The sequence below is a fragment of the Lentilactobacillus rapi DSM 19907 = JCM 15042 genome (assembly GCF_001436255.1).
Taxonomy (GTDB): domain Bacteria; phylum Bacillota; class Bacilli; order Lactobacillales; family Lactobacillaceae; genus Lentilactobacillus; species Lentilactobacillus rapi.
The window spans coordinates 371063-383762 of record NZ_AZEI01000076.1 but is presented as its reverse complement, the minus strand read 5'-3'; the positions used below and the strand labels follow the sequence as shown (position 1 = coordinate 383762).

The window sequence follows — 12700 nt, the reverse complement described above, 5'->3', positions numbered from 1 at the left end:
AGTCCCTTTTTAATTCCAAATAAGCTGGTGATCAGTGGTGATTACTAAAAGTTAGGGCACACCTGGCTTGTTCCAAGCCCACTTTGGGTGTATCATCATGAGAGTTATATTTGTTGGAGTCGAACCAATAAATTAGAGAAGAAGGTTTCAAATGATTTATTTTGACAATAGTGCAACAACCCAAGCACTGCCAGAAGTACTTGACACATACAATAAGGTGAGTGAGAAGGTTTGGGGGAATCCCTCCAGCCTTCACAATTTTGGTGAACAAGCATTTAATTTGCTTGAACAATCCCGGAAGCAAATCGCTGATTTATTGCATGTCCATTCAGATGAAATCTATTTCACGAGTGGGGGCACTGAAGGCGACAATTGGGTGATTAAAGGAACGGCAATTGCCAAGCGGGAATTTGGAAAACATATCATTACCACTTCTGTTGAACATGCGGCTGTTCATAATTCAATGGAACAGCTGAAGCAATTGGGTTATGAGATTACGTATTTGCCAGTTGATGAAAATGGTCGAATTTCAATTGACGATTTGAAGCAGGCAATTCGTCCCGACACAATCTTGGTATCTATCATGGCCATTAACAATGAAATTGGCACAATTGAACCCATCCAAGCCGCTGGAGAATTATTAAAAAATTATCCGAAGATTCATTTTCACATTGATGCTGTCCAAGGTTTGGCTAAAGGGATTCAAGAGATGATCTTTAACGATCGCGTGGATTTTGTTGCCTTTTCTGGGCATAAATTTCACGCCCCACGGGGAACCGGCTTCATTTATGGTCGCCGAGGTCGGCGGATCGCCCCACTCATGAATGGCGGTGGTCAGGAAAAGAATCAACGTTCAGGAACTGAGAATTTACCTGGAATCGCCGCCATGGCTAAGGCAGTACGGCTTGTCTTGGAAAAGGAGCCGGCTGCCATTAAGGTAGAACGGCAAATTAAGCAACTCATCATCGATCACATCAGTCGATTTGATAAAGTCGTCATTTTTTCAAAGAATGATGCGACCTTTGCTCCCCACATTTTGTGTTTTGCAATCAAGGGAGTCCGCGGCGAAACAATCGTGCATGCGTTTGAGAAGTACAATATTTTTATCTCAACGACGAGTGCCTGTTCGTCGAAGAGTCATGATGAATCCGGCACTTTAAACGCCATGAATGTTCCAGAAAATATTGCCACCAGTGCTGTCAGAATTTCGCTAGGTGACCAGAACACTCTCGAAGAAGCCAAACAATTCATTAAGGTATTTGATCAGTTGTATGAAGAATTTGACAAATTAAGTTAGGAGCAGCTATGCACTATACAGAAATTATGGTTCGTTACGGAGAACTTTCAACCAAGGGTAAGAATCGAAAAGACTTTATCAAGCAGCTTGGCAGAAACGTTCGGGCCGTTTTGCACCCATTCCCAACATTGGAAGTCAAAGCACAACGGGATCGATTGCACGTTGCGTTGCATGATGAAAATGACAAGCAAGTGATTGCCGCCCTTCAAGGGGTGTTTGGAATTGAAAACTTTTATCCTTCTGTCCAGATTGATAAGGACATGGACGTGATTAAAAAAACGGTCCTCCAAATGGCTCAAGAACAGTACACTCCTGGCGCCACTTTTAAAATTAATACTCGCAGGCAAGATAAGAGCTTTGAATATGATACCAATCAGATTAACAATATTTTAGGTGATCATGTACTGTCAAATATTGATGGGATTTCTGTTGACGTCAAACATCCGGATATTTCAATTCGCGTCGAGATTCGGATGAATGGTGCCTTCATTTCCTCAGAAATTATTCATGGCGCAGGTGGGTTACCAGTTGGTACCGGTGGCCGGGCAACGATGATGCTTTCAGGTGGGATCGACTCTCCAGTTGCCACTTATTTGGCAATGAAGCGTGGCGTTAAAATTGATATGATTCATTTTTACAGCCCCCCATATACCAGCGAGCAGGCCCTTAATAAGGCCAAGCAATTGACCTCGGTTTTGGCCAAGTATTCGGGTAACATTCAATTTATTCAAGTGCCATTTACAGAAGTGCAAGAAACCATTAAAGAGAAGGTTCCAGAGGGTTACTTGATGACAATCCAACGGCGGATGATGCTGCGGATTGCTGCTAAAATTACTCAGAATCGTCATTGCAGCGGTGTATTTACTGGCGAGGCTCTGGGTCAGGTGGCTTCACAGACACTGGAGAGTATGCAGGCAATTAATGACGTAACGACAATGCCGGTTTTGCGGCCGTTGGTTTCGATGGACAAGGAGGATATTATTAAGATCTCCAAGGATATCAATACCTTTGATTTATCCATTCTACCTTTCGAAGACTGTTGTACGATTTTTACACCACCAGCTCCCAAAACGCGTCCTAGCTTAGAGAAATCTCGGAAGTTTGAAGGCTATATTGATGTTGAAGGCTTAATGAAACGAGCAATTGATGGCATTCAAATTACCGATATCAAGGCTGGTCAAGAGTTCATGAATCAAGACCAAGATGTTTTTGCTGAGTTATTATAATTATTTTAGATACTTGCGCATTAGCGATGATTGGGCTACATTAGTCAGTAAGATTAGTTAACCATCAAAGGAGTGTTCTTGATGCAAGTCACGATAAATGGTAAAGAAGAAGATATGTATGGTAACCCACCGGAAGTTGGTGAACAGCTGCCGAAGTTTAAGCTGGAAGATGCCAATGGCAATAAGGTGAAGACAGCCGATATTATTGGTCGGATCACGTTGCTATCAACCGTGCCAGATATTGACACGCCGGTTTGTTCAGTTGAGACCCGAAAGTTCAATCAAGAGGCTGACAAATATCCTGACGTTAACTTTTTGACTGTCTCAAATAACACGGTGGCGCAACAAAAAGATTGGTGTGCCGCTCAGGGTGTCGAGAATTTACAAATGTTGTCTGATGAAAATCTTTCATTGGGTTATGCAATGAAGCTGTATTTACCTAACTTTGGCGCACTGGCCCGAACGATTTTCATCACGGACGCAACTGGTAAGATTGTCTACCGACAAATCGTGCCGGAAATTGGCGATGAACCCGATTATCAAGATGCACTGAACGCTTTAGGAAAAATTGCCAAGCGTGTTGACGATTAGTCAATAGTTCGGTAAGATTAGAGTTAAATTAAAGCATTGAGCAAGAGAGTAGCCCCCAATTCAGTTTCAGAAAGAAAATCATTGATGAGAGATTTTTACTGATTGGTCTGTGAAAGTAACTTGCAAGCTACCCGTTCGAATTTTGAGGGCGGGTCGGTTAATCGACCGTTAACATGATCATTAAGTGGGGCATAATTGCCCAATTTAGGTGGTACCGCGAACGCTTCGTCCTAATTGTAGGATGAAGTGTTTTTTTGTTACATAAGATATCAAGACACCAAGGAAGGGGTAACAACATGGCTGAAACAAATGACAAGCAATCAACGGAACAAACAGAAATGTCAACCAAATATGATCCAACCGCCATTGAAAAGGGCAGATATAACGAATGGCTGGACGAAGGGGTATTTAAACCAAGTGGGGATAAAAAAGCCAAACCATTCTCAATTGTTTTACCACCACCAAATGTTACTGGAAAGTTGCATCTTGGCCATGCCTGGGACACAACTTTGCAGGATATGATTATTCGCCGTAAGCGAATGCAGGGCTACGATACTCTCTGGTTACCGGGAATGGATCATGCCGGTATTGCCACTCAAGCTAAAGTTGAAGCAAAATTACGTGAACAAGGAATTTCTCGTTATGACTTAGGTCGCGAAAAGTTTGTTGAAAAGGTTTGGGAGTGGAAGGATGACTTTGCTGCGACGATCAAGGAACAGTGGGCTAAGTTAGGTCTCTCCCTGGATTACAGCCGTGAACGCTTTACTTTGGATAAGGGATTATCCAAAGCCGTTCGTCGCGTATTTGTGGACCTTTACAACAAAGGGTTGATTTACCGTGGTGAATATATCATTAACTGGGATCCTCAAGCCCGGACCGCATTGTCTGATATTGAGGTTATTCATAAGGATGATAAAGGGGCCTTCTATCACGTTAAATATCCATTTACTGATGGCACAAAATTTAATGGCAAAGATTATATTGAGATTGCAACCACTCGTCCCGAAACGATGATGGGTGATACTGCCGTTGCGGTTAACCCGAGCGATGAACGTTATAAGGAGTTGGTTGGTAAAAAGGTGCTCGTCCCACTGATTAATCGGGAAGTGCCAATTATTGCCGATCAATACGTTGACCCTGATTTCGGAACTGGGATGGTTAAGATTACCCCAGCCCATGATCCAAATGACTTTAAGGTTGGTAATCGTCATGACTTGCCACGGATCAACACGATGAATGAAGATGCGACCTTAAACGAAAATGCCGGTAAGTATGAAGGCATGGATCGTTTCACTGCTCGAAAGGCAATGGTGAAGGATCTTCAAGATCAAGATCTGATGATTTCCATCGATCCGATTGTCCATTCCGTTGGTCATTCTGAGCGAACCGGGGTTCAGGTTGAGGCTCGTTTATCGACTCAGTGGTTTGTGAAGATGAAGCCATTGGCAGAGCAAGCGCTGAAAAATCAAAATACAGACGATAAGGTTAACTTCTTCCCAGACCGGTTTGAAGGGACGTTTGAAACTTGGATGGAAAACGTTCATGACTGGGTTATTTCTCGTCAACTGTGGTGGGGACATCGAATTCCTGCCTGGTACAACAAAAAAACCGGGGAAACTTATGTTGGTATGGAAGCCCCAAAGGATCCTGAAAACTGGCAACAAGATCCAGATGTTTTGGATACCTGGTTCTCATCAGCATTGTGGCCATTTTCAACAATGGGTTGGCCTGAAGATACTGAAGACTTTAAACGTTATTTCCCGACTGACACATTGGTTACCGGTTACGATATCATTTTCTTCTGGGTTTCCCGGATGATTTTCCAAAGCTTGGAATTTACGGAACGCCGGCCATTTAAGGATGTCCTTCTTCATGGATTGATTCGCGATTCCCAAGGCCGGAAGATGTCCAAATCGCTTGGAAACGGCATTGATCCAATGGATGTCATTAATAAGTATGGTGCTGATGCTCTTCGGTGGTTCTTATCAAATGGTGGTACGCCAGGGCAAGACCTTAAATTCACTTACGATAAGATGGATTCTGCTTGGAATTTCATTAACAAGATTTGGAATGCAAGCCGCTATGTTATCATGAATTTGGATGGCATCGACCAACCAACGCTTCCTGATAAATCTGAATGGCAATTATCTGATCGTTGGATTTTAAGCAAATTGAATGCAACTGTTAACAAGGTTAATGAACAGTTTGAAAAGTATAACTTTGGTGAAGCTGATCGGGCACTTTATGATTTCATCTGGTTTGATTTCTGTGACTGGTATATTGAAATGAGTAAGGAAGCCTTGAACAGTGATGATGCTAAGCTCAAAAAGAATACCCAAAATATTTTAGCTTATGTTTTGGATCAAACTTTGCGCTTATTGCAGCCAATTATGCCGTTTGTAACTGAGTATCTTTGGCAGAAAATGCCACATGTTGGCAAATCGCTTGTTACGGCAGCCTTCCCTGAAAGCCACGATGAGTTTGACGATGCTAAATCAGAAAATGAAATGCAGTCGCTGATTGACTTGATCAAGGCGGTTCGAAATATTCGGAGTGAAGCAAATGCACCACTCTCTTCACCAATTGATATGTTGATTCAAACCGATAATCAAACGCTTCAGGAAATCTTTAAAACCAATCGTGATTACATTGACCGGTTCTGTCACTGCAAGGAACTTAAGATTGGGGCAACAATTGACGCACCAAAACTCTCAATGTCTGCTGTGATTACTGATGCGACAATCTTTGTTCCATTGGCCGAATTGGTTGATTTGAATGAGGAGAAAGCTCGGGTTCAAAAAGATGTTGACAAGTTTGAAGCTGAAGTTGCCCGTTCAGACAAAAAGTTGGCTAACAAGAAATTCGTTGAAAATGCGCCTGCCGCTGTTGTCGATGAAGAAAAGCAAAAGAAAGCTGATCATCAATCAAAATTGGATGCAGCTAAGGAACGATTGGCACAGATTACAAATGAGTTATAAATTTGGATAACCTACTGACTCAAGGTGGGTAATATGCAATGTCGAGGCTGGAAGCAAAACGGTGGTTTTGCACCAGCCTCGTTTTGAGGAGAAATCGATGATTAACACTTATGAACGTGCGCTTAAGTTTATTCATGGGCGCAGTAAATTCAAAAAAATTCCTACGTTGAAACGCATGAGAACCTTTTTAGATGAATTAGGGTCTCCCGATAAACAGGTGAATGCGATCCATGTTGCTGGAACGAATGGTAAAGGATCAACAGTTGCCTTTTTAAGAAACATTTTACAGGCGGACGGTAACGTGGTTGGCACTTTTACGTCACCATTTTTGGTCAAGTTTAATGAGCGAATCAGTGTTAACGGGATACCGCTGCCAGATGCGGAGATTCTCAGATTGGTTCAAAAAATTTACCCAACTGTTCAGAAGTTGGATCAGACTTTGCCGGAAGGTGGCCCAACGGAATTTGAGATCATTACTGCCATGATGTTTTCATACTTTGCTGAAGGACATGCGGATGTTGTGATTGTGGAAGTCGGATTGGGTGGTTTATACGATTCGACAAATGTTATCGTGCCCAAGGTTTCTGCGATTGTGACGATTGGCTGGGATCACATGCATATATTAGGAGATACCCTTCCTAAAATTGCCTATCAAAAAGCTGGCATCATTAAGCCGGGAATTCCGGTGGTGGTTGGCCGGATCGATCCTGAGCCGTTAAAAGTGATCAAGGATGTCGCCCAAAAAAAGAAAAGTCCCATTTCAATATTAGGAGACGACTTTAAGGTTGCTGCGTTAAAAGAACATGATTGGCTGCAATCATTTAGCTTTACTTCTGGTAAATACCGGTTCGCCAAACTTTCAACCACTTTGATTGGTGATTATCAAGCTGATAACGCTGCGGTGGCTATTCAAGCTTATCTAGACTATCAAGAAGTAATGGATCAAGCTGTCAGTGAATCAAGCATTATTGATGGAATCAGAAACACCCAGTGGGCCGGGCGATTTGAACGGGTTTCTACTGATCCAACTATCGTGCTAGACGGGGCTCATAACATTTCTGCAGTTGATGAGATTGTCAAACTGCTCCAAAACGATTTTGCTGATCATAAGGTGTATATTTTGATGGGGATTTTGGCTGACAAACAGGCTGATAAGATGGTTCGAAAAATGGCCACCTTTGAGAATGCCGAAATTATCTTGACCCATTTTGCCGGTCCAGGAAAACGCCAAGCGGCTGATCCTGAAGCCTTAGAGCAAAAAGTGGGTCAAACGCCGGATGATATTTTGACAATTGCGGATTGGCAGCAGGCCATTGAAACGATCAAACCCAAGCTTAACGCCGATGATATCCTTTTAATTACGGGTTCTTTATACTTCATTTCCGATGTTCGAAAGTACCTCAAATTGAATTCCAAATAATATCTTAAATAAGTCTTTGATTAAATGGATTTCATTTATTTTTTGATACGGTATGATATACTTGTTTCGTTAAACAATAATAATCAATAAATCTATAATAAATAAACTAAAAATTGTGAATGATAGACAACGAAGGGATGGATAACGTGTTCGGATTTGGGGAAAAAAACATAGGAATTGATCTTGGAACCGCAAATACAATTGTGTACGTCGAAGGTAAGGGCATTGTGCTTCGTGAACCTTCAGTGGTTGCTAAGAGTACTAAAAACGGTGAAATTATTGCCGTTGGAGAAGAGGCTCGGGCCATGATTGGGCGAACGCCAGCAAGTATTCAGGCAGTTCGGCCAATGAAAGATGGTGTGATTGCTGATTATGATACCACCGTTGCCATGATGAAATATTTCATCGAAAAGGCACTTGGTCATTCATCCGGCAAGCCTTACGTTATGGTTTGTGTTCCGACTGGGATTACCGCTGTTGAAAAGCGGGCTGTGATCGATGCCACCCGGGTTGCCGGCGCAAGAGATGCATACGTGATTGAAGAACCGTTTGCTGCCGCAATTGGTGCTGGATTGCCCGTAATGGATCCAACCGGAAGCATGGTTGTCGATATTGGTGGTGGAACCACTGACGTTGCCACAATTTCACTTGGTGGGATTGTTTCAAGTCGGTCTGTTCGAATGGCTGGTGACAAGTTAAACGAGGCAATTTCTCAATATGTCCGACAAAAGTACAATTTGCTGATTGGTGAACGGACTGCCGAACAATTGAAGATTGATATTGGTTCTGCTTCTCCTAAGGCTGCCAAAGAAATTGAAGCTGTTCCTATTCGTGGTCGGGATTTAGTCACTGGTTTACCAACCACGGTTGAAATTAGCGGTACTGATGTTAATAAGGCTATTAATGAATCCGTTGCGGCGATTATTGCAACAATTAAGGAAACCTTGGAAGAAACATCTCCCGAAATTGCCGCTGATGTAATTGATCACGGGATTGTTTTGACCGGTGGTGGTGCATTGCTCAGAAATATCACCGATGTGATTGCTGAAGCAACCCAAGTCCCCGTCTCAATTGCTGCTGATCCACTTGACTGTGTTGCGATCGGAACTGGAGAATCACTTAAGAGTATTAACGTTATGAAGAAAAAGCAATAGTAACGACGCCTAATTTTTGTTAGGCTTGTTTGTTAATGAATAACGAATGGAGGCAATTATGCAAAAATTTTTCTCCAGTCGAAAGCTTGTTATTGTCATAGTATGTTTAATCATTAGTTTTGGCTTGATGACTGTATCAGTCGCTATTCGAAACAAACGGAGCACTCCGCCAATGATCCAACAATTCGGAAATGACATTGTTGGATTTGCGGATAGAGTTGTTGCTGTCCCAATGAATGGGGTTCAGCACGGTTTTGTCTCAGTTAAAAACTTATTGAACACATACCAGGAAAATCAACGACTTAAGTCAAAGGTTGACCTGCTTGCTCAAACACAAGTCAAGGATCAAACGCTGGAACGAGAAAATAAACAACTAAAGCGTCAACTAAATGTTGGGAGTACCTTAACAGGCTACGAAAAGATTAATGCAGCTGTGATTACAAGAACCCCATCTTCATGGGCAAGTCAGGTAATCATTAATAAGGGACAGGCAGCAGGTGTCAAGAAAGATATGCCAGTTATTGCAGGCCCCGGCTTGATTGGAACCATTGCCGAAGTTAACAAAACCAACAGTAAGGTGGTATTGGTTTCAAATACTGCCGAAAATTCCAACCGATTTGCTATCCAAATAGTTGGATCAGATTCAAAGGTGGTCAATGGGATCATCACGTCGTATGATTCCCAGTCTAATCGGATCGTGATGGGAAACATTACTTCTAAAGCCAAGCTGGCCAAAGGCGATCGCGTTTCAACCAGCGGACTCGGCGGTACGATTCCTAAGGGTATCTATGTTGGAACGGTTTCTAAGATTGCTGAAGATGATTATGGCCTAGCCAAGAAAGTTTATATCAAACCAGCTGCCAACCTGAACGACATCGAAGTTGTTTCGGTTGCAGTTCGAGAGTGATAGGGGGCAGATCAATGAAACGAAAGGTTCCTATCGCGATCATTTTTGTTGTCGGCCAATTTTTAGCGTTCTTTATGGACGGTTCTATCAGTCAAATCTTGTCTGGGACTTTGTTCAAGTATCCTAACACAATGGTTCCGTGCTTGACGATGATGTGGTTGATACTAGCCGCATTTTTCGGCAATAGTAAGAAGCTTCATTTAAGTGCCTGGGCAGCAATTATTGGGTTTATTTTTGATATGTATTATACTGGCATTTTGGGCGTATACGTTTTCATTTTTCCACTGGTTGTCTACCTTTGTCAGGTAATTTATCAACAATTACCGCCAAGTTTCATGAGTGGTTTCTTGGTCTATTTCCTCGGAATCACCGTATTAGTAACTTTGGGATTTGTTGCGAATGCTTTCATTGGCCAAGCGTCGACTTCGGTCTCACAATTTTTAGTAAATACGTTAGCACCTACGCTGGCTCTCAATCTTGTCTTTTTAGCGATTCTCTATTTTCCGATTGAGACATTGTATAGGACTCATAGGCGCTAGGAGGGGTTTAAAGCATGCAAGATGCAGCAGTGTTGAAGGGTACAAAGGATGGTTATGAAATCGTTCTGGATGAGAATTCAAATGCTGAAGATATTTTTTCTTCGTTGAGAAAATTATTGAACAGTTTGAAGACTCAAACAGCATCAACTCATCCGCAAACAATTTCATTCGATATTTATACTGGGATGCGGTTATGGTCTGCAGATGATCGGTCAAAAATCGAGACAATCTTTTCGGATTATCCCTACTTTTCCGTGCATAAGATAACATCCGATGTGATTACCAAAGATCAATCCGCGCAGATGTTGGAACAACTCAGCGTCCACGTGATTGACCAGATCATTCGGAATGGCCAAGAAGCGCATATTCAAGGAGATGTCTTATTCCTAGGTAAAGTTCACGAGGGCGGTAAATTACTCGTCAGTGGTAACATCTATGTTCTTGGTGACGTTAAGGGAATTATTCAAGCCGGAGCACCCGATTTTGAAGATAAAATGATTATCGGGGATGTACATAATGCACAACAGGTTCGAATTGGCGAACAATTCGAGATTTTAGACGATACAAAGCGTAAGATGAATAGTGGAACCGTTATTTACGTCAATGATTTGCACGTGCTCGATTACGGAAACGTTGAGGACTTAAAGCAGATTAACCCTAAGTTCTTTAATCAGATAGGAGGAGTCATTAATGGGTAAGGCTTACGTTATAACTTCAGGTAAGGGAGGGGTTGGCAAGACCACATCTTCTGCCAACATTGGAACCGCCCTGGCAATGCTTGGCAAAAAAGTATGCCTCTTAGATCTTGATATTGGGTTACGTAACTTGGATGTTGTCCTTGGTCTGGATAATCGGATTATGTATGACATTGTCGACGTCGCAACCGGTCGAGCTAAGTTGGCTCAGGCGTTGGTGAAGGACAAACGGTTCGACGATTTGCTCTATCTGTTACCTGCTGCTCAAAACACTGATAAGTCAGCATTGAATCAAGATCAAGTCAAAGAAATTGTGGATGAACTAAAACCGGATTTCGACTTTATTTTGATTGACTGTCCTGCCGGAATTGAGCAGGGATTTATGAACGCCATTGCCGGAGCAGACAGTGCAATCATTGTCACAACCCCTGAAATTTCGGCTGTCCGAGATGCCGATCGGGTGGTTGGCTTGCTGGAACAACACCCATTACAAGAACAACCGCGTTTAATTATCAACCGAATTCGGCAGCATATGATGAAGGATGGTTCAGTGATGGACGTGGATGAAATTACTCACCATCTAGGCGTTGAATTGTTGGGCATTGTTTTAGATGATGATGCGGTCATTACCACGTCAAACAAGGGTGAACCGGTTGTCTTGCAACCAGAAAATCCTGCCGGTCAAGGTTATCGAGATATTGCCAGACGTCTTGTAGGAGAATCGGTCCCTTTGATGGAGCTTAAGGACGAAGTTAAGCCAACGTTCTGGCAAAAAGTCACTCATTGGTTCAAGAAAAGCTGAAAACAACTTGACGATATCTAACAAAACGTTTATCATGAGTTTTAATTAATTAAAGAGTATTAAAGACTGTGATCAGAACCGTGAATTGGATTAGTTTACAGAGAGCTTATCAAGGTGGAAGTTAAGCAACTAACCAATTTGCCTCACGTCTGGGAGTCATTTTTCTGAATTGAGTAGGGAAAAGCGGTAAGCGCGTTATTGCTGGAGTTTAGTATTAAACTTATTGAGGTCTTTCACACGAGTGGGAGACGAAATTGAGGTGGAACCACGATCACAATCGTCCTCTTAAGTCATTTTGTTGGCTTAAGAGGATTTTTTTATGATTAATACTAAACTCCGTGAGACGGCAACTGTGAAGTTGTTGCAAACTGAGGTGGAACCGCGAAAACCATCGTCCTCTTGAGATTAATTTCTCGAGGGGACTTTTTTATTGGAGGAATGTCAAATGATTCAATATATCGAACAAATTTTACCAGCATTGTTATCAGGTACCAAAATGACGTTATCGATCTTCTTTTGGACGTTAATTGCCTCAATCCCATTGGGTGCCTTGGTTGGCTTGGGGTTGATCCAAAAATTCAAGCCGTTGGTTTGGCTGCTAAATATTTATGTTTGGCTAATGCGTGGGACGCCGTTGTTATTGCAATTGATTTTTGTATTTTATGGATTACCAATTTTAGGAATTATTTTCCAACGTTATGATGCCGCATTGTTTGCTTTTATCCTTAATTACACTGCTTACTTTGGTGAAATTTTCCGTGGTGGTTTCCAATCTGTTCCAAAGGGGCAATTTGAAAGTGCTCGAGTTCTCCGATTGAGTTATGGCCAGACCATCCGTAAGATTGTAATCCCTCAAGTTTTCAAGATTGTCTTACCATCAATTGGAAATGAAGTTATCAATTTGGTGAAGGACTCCTCATTAGTTTACGTTATTGGTTTGGGCGACCTGCTGAGAGCCGGAAATGTAGCGACTGCAAGGGATGTCACTTTGCTGCCTTTGATCTTAGTCGGAATCATTTACTTGGCGCTTACAGCAGTTTGCACGATTGTCTTGAAAATGATTGAAAAACGCGAAAATGTTTGGCAATAAC

11 protein-coding genes and 1 other annotated feature are annotated in these 12700 nt (G+C 42.2%); all 11 genes read left to right on the top strand.

The genetic code is table 11. The annotated features are described in order from the left end of the window. Window positions 1–151 precede the first annotated feature (151 nt). The 11 genes from FD12_RS10005 to FD12_RS09955 all read left to right on the top strand — a co-directional run bounded on the left by FD12_RS10005 (window position 152) and on the right by FD12_RS09955 (window position 12699). Window positions 152–1297 (top strand): cysteine desulfurase family protein, encoded by a 1146-nt coding sequence (locus FD12_RS10005; RefSeq protein WP_056982950.1) that lies wholly within the window; start codon window positions 152–154, stop codon window positions 1295–1297. Between the two features lie 8 nt (window positions 1298–1305). Next, window positions 1306–2523, top strand: a complete 1218-nt coding sequence (thiI, locus tag FD12_RS10000) for a tRNA uracil 4-sulfurtransferase ThiI (RefSeq protein ID WP_056982948.1) — start codon at window positions 1306–1308, stop codon at window positions 2521–2523. Window positions 2524–2604: 81 nt separating this feature from the next. Further along, window positions 2605–3114 (top strand): thiol peroxidase, encoded by a 510-nt coding sequence (gene tpx, locus FD12_RS09995; protein ID WP_054746548.1) that lies wholly within the window; start codon window positions 2605–2607, stop codon window positions 3112–3114. 27 nt (window positions 3115–3141) lie between these two features. Beyond that, window positions 3142–3350: a binding site (T-box leader), on the top strand. Window positions 3351–3410: 60 nt separating this feature from the next. Further along, entirely contained in the window at window positions 3411–6092 is a 2682-nt protein-coding gene (locus FD12_RS09990; protein WP_056982946.1) for a valine--tRNA ligase, read from the top strand. Between the two features lie 97 nt (window positions 6093–6189). After that, window positions 6190–7512: a bifunctional folylpolyglutamate synthase/dihydrofolate synthase gene (locus FD12_RS09985; RefSeq protein WP_056982944.1), complete on the top strand. Its 1323-nt coding sequence runs from the start codon at window positions 6190–6192 to the stop codon at window positions 7510–7512. Window positions 7513–7649: 137 nt separating this feature from the next. Continuing rightward, complete coding sequence (locus FD12_RS09980) at window positions 7650–8666, top strand: rod shape-determining protein (RefSeq protein ID WP_054746549.1); 1017 nt, start codon at window positions 7650–7652, stop codon at window positions 8664–8666. A 58-nt stretch (window positions 8667–8724) separates the two neighbouring features. Further along, window positions 8725–9573: a rod shape-determining protein MreC gene (mreC, locus tag FD12_RS09975; RefSeq protein ID WP_186825924.1), complete on the top strand. Its 849-nt coding sequence runs from the start codon at window positions 8725–8727 to the stop codon at window positions 9571–9573. 14 nt (window positions 9574–9587) lie between these two features. Beyond that, window positions 9588–10112 (top strand): rod shape-determining protein MreD, encoded by a 525-nt coding sequence (mreD, locus tag FD12_RS09970; protein WP_054746551.1) that lies wholly within the window; start codon window positions 9588–9590, stop codon window positions 10110–10112. Between the two features lie 14 nt (window positions 10113–10126). Beyond that, window positions 10127–10810: a septum site-determining protein MinC gene (locus FD12_RS09965; protein WP_056982942.1), complete on the top strand. Its 684-nt coding sequence runs from the start codon at window positions 10127–10129 to the stop codon at window positions 10808–10810. Then, complete coding sequence (gene minD, locus FD12_RS09960) at window positions 10803–11609, top strand: septum site-determining protein MinD (protein ID WP_054746552.1); 807 nt, start codon at window positions 10803–10805, stop codon at window positions 11607–11609. Before FD12_RS09965 ends, minD begins: the two co-directional genes overlap by 8 nt. 445 nt (window positions 11610–12054) lie before the next feature. Next, a complete protein-coding gene (locus FD12_RS09955; RefSeq protein ID WP_056982940.1) occupies window positions 12055–12699 on the top strand; it encodes an amino acid ABC transporter permease in 645 nt (214 codons plus the stop codon). Window position 12700 lies beyond the last annotated feature (1 nt).